This is a genomic window from Enterococcus sp. DIV1090, assembly GCF_050537975.1.
Lineage (GTDB): Bacteria > Bacillota > Bacilli > Lactobacillales > Enterococcaceae > Enterococcus > Enterococcus faecalis.
Window position 1 is genome coordinate 2,116,514 of record NZ_CP172917.1, and the last position, 18,244, is coordinate 2,134,757.

Below are 18,244 nucleotides of genomic sequence, written 5' to 3' on the forward strand. Positions count from 1 at the left end.
CTATTTCATAAAAATAACTATCTTAACAGAAAAACCTGCTAATAGGTGTTCTTAAAATAAAAGTCACTTGTAAAACTTCCTATTTTCCAAGGAAACAGCTACCCTCATTCATGCACTTATTCATCTTTTAAGCGTGGAACAAAAGTTACTTTAAACTTTTGCCCCACGCTCATTTAATTATTTTCGTTTCTTCTTGATGACTATACCACTAATAATCACAATAAGTAACACAACAAGTCCTAGCACACGATATAGACCATTAGTTTGTTCTCCCGTTTTGGGATAACGTCCTTGCTTGTCAGGTTTCACAATATGTGTGACATACTGACTACTTTTTATCGTGGTTTGATTCGTTGAGGAACTAGTCTGGTTGTTCTCATTTTTATCTGGTAGTGGTGTAGGATTACGATCAATCACATGAACAGTTGCTACTGTCGTCAATTGACGAGGTGTTTCGTTTGAAAACATTGAGAAAAGTCGTGACTGCACAGCTGGTTTGGTTTCATTAACTGGCTCAGTGGTATAGGAAATCTGGTACTCTCCTGTTTTCTTTGTATCAACTTCCCCTTTTACTTGAACCTTATCAAAGGATATAGCATGACCGTCACGATCTGTCGCTGAAACGAAATTATCTTCTGGTTTCCACGAATCACCAACATAAATCGTTGAATCTTTGACCTCTAACTTAGATTGGTCGGGTTTGACAGTCACATTAGCTGTTTCTTCTTTACCTTCGTAACTGTAAATGATTGGGTAAATGCCCGCTTTGGTGTTATCAACTTGACCTGAAACAGTGATTTTTTCGAAGGGAACGTCTTGACCAGTTTTATCTGTTGCTGAAACAAAGTTCTCTTCTGGTTTCCATGAATCGCCGACATAAATCGTTGTATCCTTGACTTGTAAACGACTATCATCACGGACATGAACGATTGCTTTCGCTTCTTTTGTGCCATTTTTATAGACAATTTCATAATCGCCTATTTTATCAACATTCACTGTTCCCTGAACATCAATTTTTTCAAACGGAACGTCTTGACCTGTTTTGTCTGTCGCGGAAACGAAGTTATCTTCTGCTTCCCATTTATCACCCACATAAATTGTTGTATCTTTGACCTCTAACTGACTGTCATCACGGACATGAACGATTGCTTTCGCTTCTTTTGTGCCATTTTTATAGACAATTTCATAATCGCCTATTTTATCAACATTCACTGTTCCCTGAACATCAATTTTTTCAAACGGAACGTCTTGACCTGTTTTGTCTGTCGCTGAAACGAAATTATCTTCTGGTTTCCACGAATCACCAACATAAATCGTTGTATCTTTGACCTCTAACTTAGATTGGTCGGGTTTGACGGTCACATGGGCTGTTTCTTCTTTACCTTCGTAACTGTAAACGATTGGATAAACGCCTGCTTTGCTAGTATCAACTTGACCTGAAACAGTGATTTTTTCAAACGGAACGTCTTGGCCTGTTTTGTCTGTTGCTGAAACGAAATTATCTTCTGGTTTCCATTTATCGCCGACATAAATCGTTGAATCTTTGACTTGTAAACGACTGTGATCAATTGTTTTAGTTAATGGAATTTTTAGTTGGTTGTCTCCTTTGACCAGCTTAATGGCTTTTCCTGTCAAATACTCTTCATCCACGGAATATTCCTGCGGTACATTCGTTACTCGCAAAGTATAATCACCTGTCATGATGGCATCAAAGAAGTATTGACCTTTTTCATCTGTTGTAAATTCGGTTGCTGTATGCGTGACATTATCAATTAGTTCAAAAGAAACCTTCGCAATTGCTTGGTTTTCATCCTCTATGTTATGCGTATAGAATGTGGCAGTTGCTAAATAAACAATACCTTCCGCATCGCCTTCTGAGAATTTCAATGTGATTGGTGCAGTGGTGACTTTTTTCTTGTTAGCAGACATCTGGTCCAATGTTTCAGAGTCGATTGTTGTTTCTGTATAGATTTGGCCAGCGTTTGCAGAGACAGTATTGTATTCAATCGTAATGTTTTCTGTCAATGTATAGTCTTTAAAAATGACTTTCGCACCGTTTGTAGTCTTCTCTAATGAATAAGCATCTTCTGGCACGCCTTTCACGGTAATAGAATTCAAATCGATTTGAGCATTGGTTGTGCCTTTTGGTGTTAATTCAATCGTTGGATTTTTCACACGATGTGTTTTATTATCAATATTTTTTGTTGTTACTGTTGTTTTTGTTACATTTTTTAATGTTGGATTCGCCGCTTGTGTTGCACTCAAAATGTCTAACGCTTCATTTTGAACAGAAACCGAAGCAGACATTTCATTATTATTCGATTGTGGTTCTTTAGCTGTCCCTGTTATATAAAGAGTTGGCACGTCGATCCAGCCATTGGCGTTTTTATACTCAATAATGTAACGTTTGTTGGTTTTTCCAAAATCAAACGTGTAACTATTGGTATTTTCGTCAAAAGTAATCGTTGGATATCCAGGGCTGTTTGGTGTCATTGGTTTATCAAAGTATTGACCGCGGTCCCAGTATTGTGGATAAATTGAATCTACCTGATCGTTTGAAACATCATAAATGTCAAAAAGAACATCGGCGCCAGCTGGAATTTTTGTACGGACGCTTAGTGAGTCAAAAGAATCATTTCGTGCATTGACAAGGAATTGATTTTTACTACTTTGAAGTGTTCGTTCAGAACCACGCTTACTATTAGTAGTTACTGTCGTATCAACTGGAGTTAAACCTTCAGCACTCATTGTTATCGGTATCGTATCGACTGGGATACTTTTATCTTTTGGCAAACTATCTGGCACATAATTAAAACCTATTGGAATTTGGATTTCATTGGTTATTGGCGTAGTGAACTTAATAACTGAGCCATCTGACGTTGGCGTTACTGTATAATCCGTTCCTAACTTGTAATAAAAATAAATTTCTTTTGTAGCTCGTAATGAAAGATAGTTAGGATGCTTTACTTTAATTTCTAAATTTTGAATCGGTGTCTCTTTGCTTCCCATAACTGAGACAGTTGTTCTTGATGAATAGGCACCATTTTGATCATAATTACCCCAAGCAGTTTCAGCATTCAAAGGATTAACAACACTAATTGGTTCAATATATTGATCAGATACTAATTGAATGGCTTTATTGGGACCAATTACAGGTGTACTTAATGATAGATTGATATCTTTCTTGTCAAAATCCATTGTTAAGTCAGAAATATTTATTCTTAAATAGCTATCTTTTGTGGCCGTTAAGGTAAGCTTGCCACCTTCAGTTTTAATATCAAAATAGTCTTCCAATTTTACATTTTCATATAAAGGACCATACGCCGTAAATTTAGGATTCTTAATTTCTTGACCGTTGGTACTCTCTAATACGATTTGTTGACCCACTTTTGTTTCTGTTAACGTGCCATAAATTGTTACATAATATTTCCCTTTGCTTTGAAAACTGATATAGGACATACTACGCATTTCACGATCAGCAATTACTTTACTTGTTTGACTCGTCTTAGCAGTAAAATCGGTTGTTTGTTTAGTTCCTGTCGTACTTTTCAAAGAAATTGACCCAATTTTTGTTGTTGGATACTGCTGCGAATATAAGTAGTTATAGTCCGAAGCACTCTCTAAATAAATTGTTCGATTAATCGATAAAGAATAGGCTTTTTGTTGATTCATGTTTGGAACAGTTACAGCAATCCGCCCGAGTGAATTATCGCTTAATGTATAATCTTTGCCAGGTGTTAACAGGGTTTGCGTTTCTGGTAAAATTTGACCATTAATGTCGACATCGTAACTGAAAACTTGAGGTTCCAAGTTATCTTGTTTTCCAAAGACAGCGCCTGGCGTCTCTGTTGTTAATAATTCTAATGTTTGATTGCCAGTTAACGTCCGGTCTAAATTATAAAAAATTTCGCCATCTAACCCCGTCGTTCTGGTTCGTTCGTTATATTGAATTGGTTCCACTTGTTCATATAAATCAAACGAGTAGGTTTTTTTATTTTTTCCTGGAGTTTCAATTTTGATTAATGGTTCCGAATCTGTTGTTAGATAACTTTTTAGTTCTACTTTAAAGGAGGTATCCGAAACTCGCTGATTAAACGTAATACTTAATGTTTTGGTCGCCGCATCGACTGCCCAAGTTGCGCCAATGCCCGTCACATCTCCGCTAACAGTTGAATAACCTAAATGTTCTGGTAATTGAACTGTATAAACTGATCCAGGTGCATAACCTGTGTTTCCAACAGCAAATTGGAACGTAGCGGTTACCGGTGTTGTATTTAATTCGCGGTGAACCTCTGTTTGGCTGTATTCTGTTCCACCAATCGGCGCAAGACTCATACTGTCAAGTAGTTCATCTGTAATTGGCGCTTGAACATCTGGTAGGGCTTTTTCATTAAGTGAGGTGTCCTTGTCCTCCGTTGTTTGTTGTTCAGATGGTGTAGCAGCATCACTGGAAGCTGTTGTGCTCGCCTCTGTGGTTTGCGATTCAGTTGTTGCAGTTGGTTGATTCATTTCTGAAGTAGTCGTTGTTGCTAAAGGTAAAGATGGTGTTGAGTTCGATAACTCTGCCTCTTTTTTTGCTGTATCAGTGGTCTCTGTTTGTGCTTCTGTCGTTGTTACAGCATAGGCATTTACGGCAAACCCGAAATTTTGTGCGAGAAGTATACTCAACATCACAAAAGAAAAAGTTTTTTTCTTCATACTAATCCCCTTTCAATAAAATTCATATAACCTAATAATAGCTTGTTAAAAATGAAACAATTGATTAATTTTTTTTGAATCTTCGAAAAAAAAAAACAGCTTTTCATAAAAAAATACTTGGAAAATCAGCCACAATCACTGTTTTTCCAAGTATTTTTTTATGAATATTTGTAAATTATCGTTTCTTTTGGCGAAAAACGACCACGAAATAAACTGCAATAAACAATAACACTAAGAGCGAGTTACTATTTTTAATGAAAGTTAAAAATTGACTTGTTTGCATTGAAATGCCTTTGCCGCCAGTCAATTCTAATAAAAATTGTGTCGTACCACCTTTGCCTACTACAGTGACTAACATAAGCGCCATCAAAATAAATTGATGGAATAAACTCCCTTTTGTTTGTGTTGTATATTTGATAAGGATGCGGCTATCTTTAGGCAAATCTGTCTCTTGATAATATCGCCTAGCTAAAAAGCTGTTCAATGTGCTTTTGAAAAAACTCAAGAGAAACAGGCCTAAAATAGTCCACGAAGTAAGAAGTAATATTCCCAAACTTCCCGCCAGACCAATCATTGGTATGTTGTTTGACCATTGTTTCGTTTTACTAGCTGCAATCATTGCAAAAATCATCCCTAAAACATAAGGTAAATAGAGATAGATGCCCATATGAGCTCTGCCGTAAACCCCTGCAACATAAATGGAACCAAATAAAAATAAATAGTTCCCCACAATCCCGTTAATCAAGGTCGCAAGATTCATTTCTAATGATACTTTATATGCGCCGCGTTTGCCATAATGACTAACGAAAAGGACAGCCACCACAAAGAAACAGCAGGCGCCAACAATCGCATAATCAAATTCCACCGCATTCGTTAATAAGCGACCACTTCTTAATAAAAGTAATAACACAAAAAAGATAACAAACAGAATTAATTCTTTTCGTGAAACTTCTGCTGATTCTTCTTCTAGCTCGTTTAATGAAACAGGATAGCTCTTGATTGCTACTAAAGCAACCAGAAAATAGAGCGCGTACACCAATAACGCCAGTCCAATCTCAGTCGCTTTAAAAAATAAAGCGCCAAATAAAACAGCGGTCAATAAGACTGTCGTTAAAAGATTGCTGTGACTAATTTTTTGACCTTCTTCTTTCAAGAAAAAGCGAATTGATTGATTACTTGGTGGCAACAACGCCCCACTAAGTCCTAACAACATTCCTGAAATACTATAAAGCGGGAAAGAAAAAGCGCCGGCGATCCCAATTAAGGAGCCTGCCAAGCCTAACAATAGAGAAATCTTTAGTAGACCTAGACTAGTTAAAGACAAATTAATTCCTCGAACCAGAAAAATGCCTGTCATACGCAATGTATAAAATAAGACAAATGGTAAAATTGTTAGAAGGTTGTGTCCATCACTCAATTGAATGTAAAGTAAATAAGGCACAACAATAATCGTATTACTTAGTAAACTTAATGCTGTATTACCAAGACTTTCAATTTTTTTATTCATTTTGACCTCTTCTTTTATCTTTCATTTTCTATTATTTTTAGGGTAGCATTGTTTACTTTTTTTGTCCATAAAATAACAGATGTAGCAATTTCCTAATGTCTATTTTCCACTGTTACGTATAATAGTTAATGACGACTGCTTGGACTTTCTCTGTTCCGTTATTTATATACGTGTGTACTTGATTAGCATCAAAATACATAGCAGCGTCTTTTGGAAGAAGATATCTCTGACCGCCCACTTCAATAGCTAATGTTCCTTGAATAACCATGACATATTCTGTCGAACGTTTTGAATGCCCAACAGCTTGATACTTTTTCCCTGGATCTAATTCAAACTGAAAGAGTTCAAAATTTCTTTCCTGGTTGTCTGAGTAGTAATTAAAGACTCGATAGGAGTGATCTTCAGAATGTTGTGTTACCGTCTCAGTTTTTTTTACCACGGGATTTTCTTTAACATAGTCATCTTCTAATAAATACGTATACGGAACATTGAGTCCATTACTTATTTTCCAAATTGTATTTATGGTAGGATTAGTGGTTCCTTTTTCAATCTGCGAAAGCATCCCTTTACTCACTCCGGTTATCCCAGCTAGTTCATCTAACGTAAGTTTTTTTTCTTGTCTAATTTTTTTTAAATTATTGCCAATAATTGTATTAATCTCCAAAATAGTTGCTCCTTCTGTTTCTTTTTATTATCTAAAAGTTTAATATATTGAACAAAAGTATTCTTTATTGTATTATACAATATATATCTTAGTTGTTCAAAAGGAGTGGTTAATAATGAAAACGCTCATTCGCTCGTTGTGTCTCATTATCGAAGGTCTAGATTTTCAGACACACGTGTTTAAATTTTATACAGAAAGAAGGAAAAAAAGAGAATGAACCACCAATTAGATGCACGCACTGGCATTCGTGAAGCCTTGCCAACGGTTTTTGGCTATATTGGTATTGGCATTGCTTTTGGTATCGTAGGACAAGCAGCAGGTTTTTCCCCTCTTATTGTTAGTGCGATGTCGTTTTTTATTTTTGCAGGATCTGCTCAGTTTGTAACAGTTAGTATGTTGACTGGTGGCAGCCCTATCTTATCTATTGTGTTAGCGACTTTCTTAGTAAATGCGCGTATGATTCTTATGGGAATGACCATTGCGCCTTACTTTAAAGCCGAATCTCTCGGTAAAAATCTCTGGTTGGGAACCTTACTGACGGATGAAAGTTTTGCACTAGGAATGAATAAATTAAACCACACCAAAGGACGTTTAAGTTTTGAGTGGTTTAATGCTGCCAATTTGATTTCCTATGCGACTTGGTTTTTTTCGACGATCATCGGTGCCTATCTAGGGCGCTTTATTGCAAATCCTCAAGCATTAGGTCTTGAGTTTGCGGTCGTGGCTATGTTCATTGGTTTACTCTATCTGCAGATAATTAGTGATCGTTCCATGAAAATTGCTTTACAACTCATCATGGTCCTGATTACTTTTGGGTTGATGTCTATTGGTCTAATTTTTATTCCCAGTAATTTAATTGTCTTAGTTGTCACGTTAATCGGTTGTGGAATAGGAGTGATGATAAAACATGCCTTCTTCTGAGTATCTCTTTTTAACAATTTTAGGCTGTACCGTTGCAACCTGGCTTTCAAGAATACTGCCATTTTTACTTTTAAAAAAAATCAGTCTGCCGCAGAAATTATTAGAATATCTAAGTTTTGTTCCCATTGTGATTATGTCCGCCTTATGGTTTAGTAGCTTATTTGAACAAAGAATAGGGCATTTACCAAGCCTCAATCTTCCTTATTTATTCGCTTCATTTCCTACCATTTTAGCCGCAATACTCTCTAAAAACTTATTGATTATTGTACTGGTAGGCATTGCTTCATTTGCACTAATCCAAAATTTCATCTAAAAAAACAGACAGGCACTACCAGATGGTAGTGCCTGTCTGTTTTTTAGATGCCAGCTGCAGGGATCGAACCTGTGACCTACGCGTTACGAGTGCGTTGCTCTACCAACTGAGCTAAGCTGGCCTGAAACAAATCTATTATAGGACTTTCTACTTTATTTGTAAAGTCTGTTTGTTATTTATTTATACAAAATCTCTTTAAAATAAGCCAAATAGCGACTTTACAAACTTTTTTCTGAAAATGTGGTATAATAGAGATATCAAGAAAGGATGGTTTTTTGTATGTCAAATTTTAATGGTATGGTTACTCCTGTTGTTCCATCGGATGCTGGTAAGGATTTCGCCGTTGACACCCATGTTACTTTTCTTGTTCACGGACAGCCACAAACAGGCGTTGTTACGAAACAATTAAAAAATGCCGCTGTCGTCGAAATTGACGAAACGCAAAAAAACAATCACTTAATGGTGCATAGCAATGGTGTGATTGTTATTAATTACAAACAATTGAAAAAGATTTAATTCTTCAAGCGTGGGAAATTTCCCCCGCTCTTTTTTATGTACAGAATTGGAATACTTTCCAATTCGTCGGAAACTATAATGCTGTAATAAAAGCAAAAAAACCAAAAATAATTCCGGGAACATTAGCAAAAATAATGGACTTATCTCGTGTTTCTCCATCGTCTCCATATAACCCATGAATCGTCCAAAAAATACAATTAATCATTGCCACTAATGGTTGCGTCGGATTGCCTTTTTCCCCATGTAAATTTCCATAAATTTGTGGAATATATGAAACATACATCAAAACTGACATCACACTAGCAATCACAGCGATAGCGTGTAAGACTTTTTTATTCTTTTTCATAGCTCCTCCTTTGTTTTTTTATTTTTTATTATACACCTAGAAAAGTTCTTTAAGCAAAAGAAAACCGTTAGTAACCATAATCGGTTATCTAACGGTTTTTTGTTATTATTTTGTTCCGAATAAACGGTCACCAGCATCCCCTAAACCAGGAACGATATAGCCGTCTTCGTTTAAGCGCTCATCTAAAGCTGCTGTATAAATATCTACATCTGGGTGCGCTTCTTGTAAAGCTTTCACACCTTCTGGAACGGCCACTAGACATACAAATTTAATGTTGCTAGCACCACGTTCTTTTAATGAATCGATGGCCATAATTGCGGAACCACCTGTTGCTAGCATTGGGTCAACAACAAATAATTGACGACTTGCAATGTCTTCAGGTAATTTCACGAAGTATTCATGTGGTTGCAACGTTTCTTCATCACGGTAAAGTCCAACGTGTCCAACTTTCGCTGCTGGAATTAATTCTAAAATCCCATCAACCATGCCAATGCCGGCACGTAAAATAGGAATGATTGCTACTTTTTTCCCTGAAAGTGTTTTTTGTGTTGATTTACCCATCGGTGTTTCGATGACAACATCCTCTAAAGGCATATCCCGTGATACTTCATAAGCCATTAACATAGCAATTTCGTTGACAACTTCGCGGAAAACCTTTGTCCCACAGTTCTTTTCGCGAATCATTGTTAGTTTGTGTTGAATTAGCGGATGATCAATTACTTGAAATTTTCCCATATCTATTCTCCTTCATTATTTTATTCTTTCTTATTGTAAAACAAAAGAGCCTAGGACACAAGTTGAATTCCTTAAATCCTAAGCTCCGACTCTTATTTGTACAGAGAATCGCGCTTCAGCTATCCCTGATGTTAGTTATATAATGGATATTTTTTAGTTAGCGCTGCTACAGCTGCTTTGACTTCATCATGAACTGCTGTATTTTCTGGATCTTTTAAGACTTGAACGATTAATTTAGCAACTTCTACCGCATCTTCTTCTTTAAAACCACGTGAAGTAATCGCAGGCGTTCCAATACGGATACCACTTGTTTTAAATGGACTTAATTGTTCAAACGGAATTGAATTTTTATTGACAGTAATATTTACACTATCTAAAATAGCTTCTGCTTCTTTTCCATTTAAACCAAAACCTGTCACTTCAATCAGTAATAAGTGGTTGTCTGTTGCCCCACTAATTAAACGAGCTTCTGGCGCTTGATTGAAAACTTTCGTCATCGCTTGCGCATTTGCAATCACTTGCTGACTATATTCAGCAAAACTTGGATCCAATGCTTCTTTAAAAGCTGCGGCTTTTCCGGCAATCACATGTTCCAACGGGCCACCTTGAATGCCTGGGAAAATACTACTATTTACTTTTTTCGCCAATTCTTCGCTATTTGTCAAAATTAAACCGCCACGAGGACCACGCAATGTTTTATGGGTCGTACTTGTTACGATATCAGCATACGGAACTGGATTTGGGTGCAACCCTGAAGCTACCAAGCCTGCAATATGCGCCATATCAACCATTAACTTGGCATCTACTTCATCAGCGATTTCACGGAAACGTTTGAAGTCAATCGTTCGTGAATACGCACTTGCGCCTGCAACGATTAGTTTTGGACGATGTTCTCTTGCTAAAATTCGCACGACATCGTAATCGATTACTTCTGTTGAAGGATCCACTCCATAACTGACAAAATTATAGGTTTTGCCACTAAAGTTAACGGGCGAACCATGTGTTAAGTGACCACCAGCTGATAAATCCATCCCCAAAATGGTATCACCTGGTTCAACCAATGAAAGGTATGCCGCTGTATTGGCTTGAGAACCTGAATGGGCTTGTACATTCGCGAATTTTGCACCAAATAATTCTTTGGCACGATCGATAGCTAAATTTTCTACGATATCGATAAATTCACAACCACCATAGTACCGTTTGCCAGGGTAACCTTCTGCGTATTTATTCGTTAAAATACTTCCTTGGGCAGCCATAACTGCTTTTGACACAACATTCTCAGATGCGATTAGTTCCAAGTTATTTTCTTGGCGCTCTTCTTCTCTTGCAATTGCATTCCATAAATCTGGGTCATACGTTTTGTAATCCATTCAAACAACACTCCATTTTGTTTTCTTTTGTCTGATTGTATCATACTTCTGTGTCAGCTTCGTTACAAATACCTCTTATTTTTCAAAAAATTTTTGATTAGCTGATTTTTTCAAGCGATTCATGTAAGCAGTGCCTAAACCAGTTTCTGCAAATCCTTGCGCAAAAATCGTGGTAGCTCCTTGCTCATCTAACGCTCTTAACCCTGCAAATAGTTCTTTTGTGGCATTTTCAACCGTTTCTGCACCATAAGAATAAACAAATACATTTTCTGTATCTAGTTGTGCTGCCTGTTTATCACTTAAAAATAAGCCGATTTTTTCCTGTTGTTCTTTTGCTTGCTGAATCGCCGCTTGCCATTCTGCTGTTTGACCGCTTATAATCCAAACTTCCGCATCAGGAGAATAGTGTTTGTATTTCATCCCTGGCGCTTTGGGTGCTGCAGTTTCACTAATCAAATGTGTATCGATTTTCACTTGAGGAATAATGCTTTCCAACTGCTCTTTGGTAATTGCTCCTGGTCGTAAAATAACTGGCACACCATCTTCCGCCGTTAAATCTAAGACCGTTGACTCCACCCCAATCTGCGTTGGGCCATCATCTAATATGGCAGCAATTTTCCCCTGCAAATCATGATAAACATGCTCTGCAGATGTTGGACTAGGCTTACCAGAAGTGTTCGCACTTGGTCCGACCAATGGAACATTGGCTTGTTCAATCAAAGCTAAGGTCGCTTGGTTATCTGGCATACGAAAAGCGACTGTCTCTAAACCACCTGTTACTGTTTTAGAAAATGTATCGCTAGGCACATTAAAAATTAAAGTTAATGGTCCCGGCCAAAAGGCAGACACCAATTTTGTAGCGACTTCTGGTAAGGTCGCCACGTATTTTTTGACCATCTCAACGTTGTTCACATGAACAATCAATGGATTATCACTGGGGCGGCCTTTTACTTGGTAAACTTTTTTTACTGCCGCTTCATTTAAGGCATCGGCACCTAAGCCATAAACAGTTTCTGTTGGAAAAGCCACTAGCTCGCCTGCTTGAATGGCTGCTGCTGCTTGGGCTATTTCTTGTTTGGTTAATTTTTTTGTTTCCATTGCAAATCGCTCCTTCTAGAAAAGTGGCGACGAAGAACCTTAGTTACTCGGCTATCGCGAGGCGATCGTTGCCAGATAAATCTTTTTCAATTTTAATTGTTTTTTGTGGATAGGCGGCGCTCAATAATTCTTGGAGGGCCGCGCCTTGTTGAAACCCTATTTCAAAATAAATTTTACCGTCTGCTTTAAGCATCGTTTGACTTTCATGAATTAATTGTTGGTATAAAGCCAAACCGTTATTTTCAGCGAATAAAGCGGTTTTAGGTTCATACGTTCGGACACTTGCATCCATTAAATGCCATTCTTGTTCACTAATATAGGGCGGATTAGAAATAAGCAGATCAATTTTTTCAGAAGCAACTGGCTGTAAGCCATTCCCATGATAAAATTCGATGTCAGCACCTAATACTTTCGCGTTTTGTTTAGCGACAGTCAACGCTTCCTCTGAAAGATCAATGGCAATAACTCGCCAGTTGGGCCGTGCCAGTTTCAAGCTAATCGCAATGACACCTGTCCCTGTTCCGACATCCACGACCGTCAAAGGAGTATCTGGGTTGGCTTTTAAGCAACGCTCGACTAATTCTTCTGTTTCTGGCCTAGGAATCAAAGTATGTTCATTAACAATAAAGGAATGTCCATAAAATTCAGCTTGTCCTAGTAAATATTGTGCTGGGTAATCTGTCAATAATTGGGCTAAATCCGTTTTTAATTGTTCCTCTTCTTCTTTAGGCATTTCTTCTTGCATATGCAGGAGCCACTGCGTTTTATCCCAACCTTTACGTTCTAAAAAAACATAGTGAATAGCATAGCCTTCTTTGCCTTGCGCCTCTAAAAAAGAAGAAGCCCAGTTAAGGACTTCAAAGTAACGTTTAGCCATTTTGCATCTCTTCTAATTTCGATGTTTGATCATATAAGACTAATGCATCAATGATTTCATCTAATTTACCAGCAAGAATCTGGTCTAGTTTTTGGATGGTTAAACCAATACGATGATCCGTTACTCGATTTTGTGGGAAGTTATACGTTCTGATTCGTTCTGAACGATCTCCGGTCCCCACCGCCGATTTACGGTTAGCATCATATTCACTTTGTGCTTCTTGTTGAATTTGGTCATACACACGAGCACGCAAAACTTTCATTGCTTTTTCACGGTTTTTTAGCTGTGAACGTTCATCTTGCATTGCGACCACGATTCCTGTTGGTAAATGGGTTAAACGAACAGCCGAAGCGGTTTTATTGACGTGCTGTCCACCAGCGCCACTTGCATGATAAATATCGACACGGATATCTTTATCAGCTAATTCGATTTCGACTTCTTCGGCTTCTGGCATAACTACAACGGTTGCTGTCGATGTATGAATCCGTCCTTGTGATTCTGTTGAAGGAACTCGTTGCACGCGGTGAGCGCCACTTTCATATTTTAATTTTGAAAAGACGTTATCTCCTGAAATCATCATAATTACTTCTTTATATCCACCGATTCCAGTGACGTTCGCTTCTAAAACTTCCACTTTCCACCCTTGTGCTTCTGCATATTTCTGGTACATATTAAATAAGTCGCCAGCAAAAAGTGCGGCTTCATCGCCACCGGCTGCACCACGGATTTCCATGATGATATTTTTATCATCATTTGGGTCTTTTGGTAATAATAAAATTTTAATGCGGTCTTCTAACACTTCTTTTTCTTTTTTCAAATCAGAAAGTTCTTCTTTCGCCATTTCGGCCATTTCCGCATCTAAGTTTTCACTTAAAAGTTCTTCGGCATCGCTAATCCCTTCAACAACTTGTTTATATCGGCGATAAACCTCAACCGTCTCACGTGTATTAGCTTCTTCCTTCGATAATTCCATGAAACGTTTTGTATCACTAATGACTGCTGGGTCACTTAATAATTCGCCCAATTCCTCATAGCGATCTTCAATAGATTGTAATTGATCGTACATAGTGTCTCTCCTTACTGTTCTTCATTCACTGTTTTTGGATGAAAATAATGTTTGCGACAAACAGGATAGTAGGCTTCATTCCCACCAATTTGGACTTGATCCCCTTCATAAACGGGTTTGCCATCAATATAGTGCAAGTTCATAGTTGCTTTTTTATGACAGAACCAGCAAATCGTTTTTAATTCTTCTAATTTGTCTGCATATAAAAGTAAATACTTTGAGCCTTCAAATAATTCATTTCTAAAATCATTCTTTAGCCCAAATGCCATTACTGGAATATCTAATTCGTCAACAATTCGTGCAAATTCAATGACATGATGCTTGTTTAAAAATTGACATTCATCGACTAATACGCAAAAAGGTTTGTAAGACAAATCATTAATCAAGTCAAAGACATTGGTTTCTTCAAAAATTGGAATAGCATCTCTGCGTAATCCGATGCGACTGGATACTTTCCCGACACCATCACGTGTATCTAGTCCACTGGTCATCAAAACAACTGGTTTGTCTTGTTCTTCGTAATTGTGTGCTACTTTTAAGATTTCAATGGTTTTACCACTGTTCATTGCGCCATACTTGAAAAATAATTGAGCCATGTTCACTACACCTTTCCGTTAGTTCCTTACGTATTTTACTATATTTTCAGCAAAAAAGCAGTATTTTTAGCTAAAATGGTCGTGCATTTTTCTGAAAAAAACAGAATCTACGCCAAAGTCATTTTAGCAGGGCTTTTTATGCTCCAACTAATGATCCTGCTAGTATGCAATAAAAAAGCCCGAAATTGTAGTTATTTGACTACAATTTCAGACTTTTTAATGCTAGTTATTTTTGAGCAGAGGCAAATTCTGCTGATTGCGTACCTGCTTGACGACCATAAATGATAATATCGGCGATGGCATTGCCTCCGATACGGTTTTGACCATGTAAGCCACCTGTTAATTCACCAGCAGCATATAGACCTTTAATTGGTGTGCCATCTTCACGTAAAACTTCTGTTTTCGTGTTGATTTTCACGCCACCCATTGTGTGGTGAATCCCTGGTGCAATTTTAATTGCGTAGTAAGGCGCTGTGCTTAAGTCAGCTTCCATGCCAGTTGTCCGGCCAAATTGTTTGTCATCTTTGGCATTAACATCTTGGTTCCAAGTATCAATCGTTGCTTTCAATGTATCGGCAGGCATGCCAATTTTTTCAGCTAATTCTTCAATCGTTTCACCTTTTTCCACGAAACCTTTTTGATCATAGAAATCAATGGCTTTTGCACGGTCGCGAACGCCTTGGTCAAAGACTAAATAAGCTGATTTTTCTGGTAAGGCATTGATTGCTGCAGAAACTTTGTCACGTGTATCTAACTCATTAACAAAACGTTCTCCTTTTTGAGAAGCCAAGATTGCGCCTTCTCCACGAACTGCTTCACCAATTAAGAAAGCATCGCTTTGTTGAACAGTTGGGTGAATTTGAATTTCTTTCATATCCACTAACGCACCGCCAACTTTTTGAATCATTTGGATACCGTCACCTGTTGTGCCTTCTTGGTTCGTTGTAACATAGTTTTTCAATTCTGGTTTGTATTGTGTAATTAATTTTTCGTTGGCACCGAAACCACCTGTTGTGACAACGACTGCTTTTGCTTTAACTGTTTTTTCTTTATCATCTTTCATTTTCACTTTTACGCCATCGATTTGACCGTTTTCTTCAACTAAGTCTGTCACGTCAGCATCAACAAACAATGGAATTTTTTCTTCGCGAACGTTACGTACTAAACCGTCAACTAGATAGCTCCCAATTGCTGATCCGTCAGCAGGTCGGTGTGTGCGTTTTTCGCTCATTCCACCTGTAATCGTTAAATTGCTCAATGTAATTCCTTTTGTATCTAACCAATCAATTGCTTCAGCTGAATGACCAACAAAATAACGTAGTAATTCTTGATCGTTGGTTCCTTTACCACCTTTTAGTGTTTCTTCAAAGAATTTATCGTTGCTATCTTTAATGCCTTCTTTTTCTTGGAATTTTGTTTGTGAAGCATTCATTCCTGAAGACGATTTAATTGTATTCCCACCTGCAACAGGCATTTTTTCTAAAATAACTGGATTCATGCCAGCTTCTTTGGCTTGTAATGCAGCGGTCATCCCCGCACCACCTGAACCAACAATAACAACATCATAACTGTCTTTTAGTTCACTTGGATCTGTATAACCATTAGCAGAGGCACCAGATGTTGCTTCTGTTTTTTCAGAAGATGCTTTTGTTTTACCAGCGGCTTTTTCTTGATCGCTTGTACAACCTGTTGCTGCACCTAATAATAACCCTAGGGAAAGAACTCCCATTAACACTTTTTTCATTGTTTTCCCACCTTATAAACTATTGATTTCTACCAACACAATTTTTTATTTTTCATTTGAATAAAAATAACAGTTTGTTACATAAAGTGAACACATTCACATATCAACCGAAATAAAAAAGCTACCACTACTTTTTAAAGTTGTATCGTTAGACAAACTGACCAATTATTAATAAGTTGTTTGGGGAACAACCTATTTTTCTATTCTTTCATAAAATATCATGTTCTCGCTTGTTTGTGGATGTTTTCCAATTATTTCTAACGAATTTCTTATTTTTATTTGTCATTTCAAGGATTTTCTGGCAGAATTATTCGTTTGAGGCGAAAAGTTTTGGTATACTTAGTTTAATTAGAATTGGGAGGTTATCTAGTGAACCATACACGTTTGCTGTGGCTGGCACAGCGAAAAAGCGATCGATTTATTCGCAAAAATTTTTCATCTATTCAAATCATCGTCGCTTATTACATATTAATGACGGTTATTTCTTATTTATTGTTTTGCCTCCCTATTTTCAGAGAACCTGACTCGCATGTTCCTTTTATTGATTTATTTTTCTTAGCAATCAGTACAGTCAGTGTTACTGGACTCACCACAGTCGATATTAATTCGGTTTTTAATGATCGTGGGATTGTCTTATTGGAGGTTCTTTTCCAAGTTGGTGGCTTAGGGATTATGATGATTTCAACGGTCTTTTTTATTTTATCAAAACGGCGCATCACATTAAAGCAACGTCAGTTAATTATGACTGACATGAATCAGCCACGACTGAGCGGAATTGTTCGACTGATCCGCACCACTTTTTTGATTTTAATTTGGTTCCAAGTAATCTTCGGCTCGCTCTTTTCGCTTTATTTTTATATAAGTGGTTATTATACAAACTGGCGAGATGCGATATTTTATGGATTTTATCAAGCTATTTCTGCAGTGACTAATTCAGGCTTTGATATTTCAGGTGATTCAATTATTCCTTTTGCTCATGATTATCTCTTTTTACTGGCAATTATGTTCTTAATTTTTATCGGCGGAATTGGATTTCCCGTTTTACTGGAAATTCATGAGTGGTTACATTTTAAGAAAAAGAACTTTCGTAAGAAGAAACGAGGCTTGCCTTTCCGCTTCTCATTGTTTAGTAAAATTGCTTTGCTAGCGTTTATTGTTCTGTTTATTGGTGGGACTATTTTGATTTACTTATTAGAAAAAGATCACCTATTTTTGACAATGAATGAAAGTGGCCGTTGGGTAAGTTCGATGTTTTATTCGATGACTACACGAAACGCTGGCCTCCAAATTAATGATTTAGGGGACTTCCAAATTACAACATTGATTATTTTCTCTGTGTTAATGTTTATTGGTTGTAGTCCTAGCTCTGTTGGTGGTGGTGTTCGAACAACGACTGTTGCGATTATTGGCTTGTATTTGTTAGCCTTTTTAAAAAGTGAAGATGATATTAGCGTCTTTAGCCGTAAAATAGATGACGATGATGTCAAAAAATCGATTGTCGTCTTCATGTTATCTTTGATTATGTGCTTTTTCGCTGTCGTCTTTTTGTCAGCAACTGAAAATCTGCCCTTGATTTCAATCATTGTGGAAGTCGCTTCTGCCTTTGGGACAACCGGTCTTTCTTTGGGCATTACAGACGATTTAACAACAGTAGGTAAATTAATGATTGCCTTATTAATGTTTATTGGACGTATTGGTATGCTTTATACCTTAATGATTTTTGTACCAAAAGAAACACGTGACTTAGGCTACGAATACCCTTCAGAAAAAATTATTATTGGATAAAAAAACAA

At 37.3% G+C, this 18,244-nt stretch carries 15 protein-coding genes and 1 tRNA gene; 4 read left to right on the forward strand and 12 right to left on the reverse strand.

Annotation, left to right across the window (positions count from 1 at the left end):
- Positions 1-177: 177 nt before the first annotated feature.
- From IGL48_RS10225 to IGL48_RS10235, 3 genes are all read right to left on the reverse strand, one after another.
- Positions 178-4,698 carry a bacterial Ig-like domain-containing protein gene (locus IGL48_RS10225; protein WP_202518456.1) on the reverse strand — a complete coding sequence of 1,507 codons (4,521 nt, stop codon included), beginning with the start codon at positions 4,696-4,698 and terminating at the stop codon, positions 178-180.
- Between the two features lie 175 nt (positions 4,699-4,873).
- The gene (locus IGL48_RS10230) at positions 4,874-6,205 is read right to left on the reverse strand and encodes a hypothetical protein (protein WP_002384185.1); all 1,332 of its coding nucleotides are present in this window, start codon (positions 6,203-6,205) and stop codon (positions 4,874-4,876) included.
- 112 nt (positions 6,206-6,317) lie between these two features.
- Positions 6,318-6,869, reverse strand: a complete 552-nt coding sequence (locus IGL48_RS10235) for a helix-turn-helix domain-containing protein (protein ID WP_002384184.1) — start codon at positions 6,867-6,869, stop codon at positions 6,318-6,320.
- Positions 6,870-7,082: 213 nt separating this feature from the next.
- Here IGL48_RS10235 and IGL48_RS10240 point away from each other — a divergent pair, with 213 nt between their 5' ends.
- Together IGL48_RS10240 and IGL48_RS10245 are read left to right on the forward strand one after the other, a co-directional pair.
- Entirely contained in the window at positions 7,083-7,790 is a 708-nt protein-coding gene (locus IGL48_RS10240; RefSeq protein ID WP_002379698.1) for an AzlC family ABC transporter permease, read from the forward strand.
- Positions 7,777-8,103 carry an AzlD domain-containing protein gene (locus IGL48_RS10245; RefSeq protein ID WP_002398013.1) on the forward strand — a complete coding sequence of 109 codons (327 nt, stop codon included), beginning with the start codon at positions 7,777-7,779 and terminating at the stop codon, positions 8,101-8,103. The genes IGL48_RS10240 and IGL48_RS10245 overlap by 14 nt, the downstream gene beginning before the upstream one ends.
- A gap of 48 nt (positions 8,104-8,151) precedes the next feature.
- On the opposite strand, the gene IGL48_RS10250 is transcribed toward IGL48_RS10245, so the two are convergent.
- Positions 8,152-8,224 (reverse strand) — tRNA-Thr (locus IGL48_RS10250).
- Positions 8,225-8,382: 158 nt separating this feature from the next.
- Here IGL48_RS10250 and IGL48_RS10255 point away from each other — a divergent pair.
- Complete coding sequence (locus IGL48_RS10255) at positions 8,383-8,619, forward strand: hypothetical protein (protein WP_002381528.1); 237 nt, start codon at positions 8,383-8,385, stop codon at positions 8,617-8,619.
- Between the two features lie 73 nt (positions 8,620-8,692).
- Here IGL48_RS10255 and IGL48_RS10260 read toward each other — a convergent pair whose 3' ends face one another.
- The 8 genes from IGL48_RS10260 to IGL48_RS10295 form a co-directional block, all read right to left on the reverse strand.
- A complete protein-coding gene (locus IGL48_RS10260) occupies positions 8,693-8,965 on the reverse strand; it encodes a membrane protein (protein WP_002356625.1) in 273 nt (90 codons plus the stop codon).
- 105 nt (positions 8,966-9,070) lie between these two features.
- Positions 9,071-9,700, reverse strand: coding sequence for a uracil phosphoribosyltransferase (gene upp, locus IGL48_RS10265; RefSeq protein ID WP_002356624.1), 630 nt, complete (start codon positions 9,698-9,700; stop codon positions 9,071-9,073).
- A 131-nt stretch (positions 9,701-9,831) separates the two neighbouring features.
- Complete coding sequence (glyA, locus tag IGL48_RS10270) at positions 9,832-11,070, reverse strand: serine hydroxymethyltransferase (RefSeq protein WP_002356623.1); 1,239 nt, start codon at positions 11,068-11,070, stop codon at positions 9,832-9,834.
- 75 nt (positions 11,071-11,145) lie between these two features.
- Positions 11,146-12,168, reverse strand: a complete 1,023-nt coding sequence (locus tag IGL48_RS10275) for an L-threonylcarbamoyladenylate synthase (RefSeq protein ID WP_002384182.1) — start codon at positions 12,166-12,168, stop codon at positions 11,146-11,148.
- 43 nt (positions 12,169-12,211) lie between these two features.
- Positions 12,212-13,045, reverse strand: a complete 834-nt coding sequence (gene prmC / locus IGL48_RS10280) for a peptide chain release factor N(5)-glutamine methyltransferase (RefSeq protein ID WP_002384181.1) — start codon at positions 13,043-13,045, stop codon at positions 12,212-12,214.
- Entirely contained in the window at positions 13,038-14,111 is a 1,074-nt protein-coding gene (gene prfA, locus IGL48_RS10285) for a peptide chain release factor 1 (protein WP_002384180.1), read from the reverse strand. The genes prmC and prfA overlap by 8 nt, the downstream gene beginning before the upstream one ends.
- A gap of 11 nt (positions 14,112-14,122) precedes the next feature.
- Positions 14,123-14,707 carry a thymidine kinase gene (locus IGL48_RS10290; protein ID WP_002356618.1) on the reverse strand — a complete coding sequence of 195 codons (585 nt, stop codon included), beginning with the start codon at positions 14,705-14,707 and terminating at the stop codon, positions 14,123-14,125.
- A gap of 226 nt (positions 14,708-14,933) precedes the next feature.
- On the reverse strand, positions 14,934-16,451 hold the full coding sequence (locus IGL48_RS10295; RefSeq protein WP_282852682.1) for a flavocytochrome c: 1,518 nt from the start codon (positions 16,449-16,451) through the stop codon (positions 14,934-14,936).
- Positions 16,452-16,820: 369 nt separating this feature from the next.
- On the opposite strand from IGL48_RS10295, the gene IGL48_RS10300 reads away from it, so the two are divergent.
- The gene (locus IGL48_RS10300) at positions 16,821-18,236 is read left to right on the forward strand and encodes a Ktr system potassium uptake protein D (RefSeq protein ID WP_002385738.1); all 1,416 of its coding nucleotides are present in this window, start codon (positions 16,821-16,823) and stop codon (positions 18,234-18,236) included.
- Positions 18,237-18,244: the final 8 nt, after the last annotated feature.

Excerpts from the sequence above, each read along its gene's own strand:
- IGL48_RS10255 (WP_002381528.1), top strand. The coding sequence starts at position 8,383 with ATGTCAAATTTTAATGGTATGGTTACTCCTGTTGTTCCATCGGATGCT.
- IGL48_RS10260 (WP_002356625.1), bottom strand. The coding sequence starts at position 8,965 with ATGAAAAAGAATAAAAAAGTCTTACACGCTATCGCTGTGATTGCTAGT.
- upp (WP_002356624.1), bottom strand. The coding sequence starts at position 9,700 with ATGGGAAAATTTCAAGTAATTGATCATCCGCTAATTCAACACAAACTA.
- prfA (WP_002384180.1), bottom strand. The coding sequence starts at position 14,111 with ATGTACGATCAATTACAATCTATTGAAGATCGCTATGAGGAATTGGGC.
- IGL48_RS10230 (WP_002384185.1), bottom strand. The coding sequence starts at position 6,205 with ATGAATAAAAAAATTGAAAGTCTTGGTAATACAGCATTAAGTTTACTA.
- IGL48_RS10240 (WP_002379698.1), top strand. The coding sequence starts at position 7,083 with ATGAACCACCAATTAGATGCACGCACTGGCATTCGTGAAGCCTTGCCA.
- IGL48_RS10275 (WP_002384182.1), bottom strand. The coding sequence starts at position 12,168 with ATGGAAACAAAAAAATTAACCAAACAAGAAATAGCCCAAGCAGCAGCA.
- IGL48_RS10225 (WP_202518456.1), bottom strand. The coding sequence starts at position 4,698 with ATGAAGAAAAAAACTTTTTCTTTTGTGATGTTGAGTATACTTCTCGCA.
- IGL48_RS10245 (WP_002398013.1), top strand. The coding sequence starts at position 7,777 with ATGCCTTCTTCTGAGTATCTCTTTTTAACAATTTTAGGCTGTACCGTT.
- IGL48_RS10295 (WP_282852682.1), bottom strand. The coding sequence starts at position 16,451 with ATGAAAAAAGTGTTAATGGGAGTTCTTTCCCTAGGGTTATTATTAGGT.
- IGL48_RS10290 (WP_002356618.1), bottom strand. The coding sequence starts at position 14,707 with ATGGCTCAATTATTTTTCAAGTATGGCGCAATGAACAGTGGTAAAACC.
- glyA (WP_002356623.1), bottom strand. The coding sequence starts at position 11,070 with ATGGATTACAAAACGTATGACCCAGATTTATGGAATGCAATTGCAAGA.
- prmC (WP_002384181.1), bottom strand. The coding sequence starts at position 13,045 with ATGGCTAAACGTTACTTTGAAGTCCTTAACTGGGCTTCTTCTTTTTTA.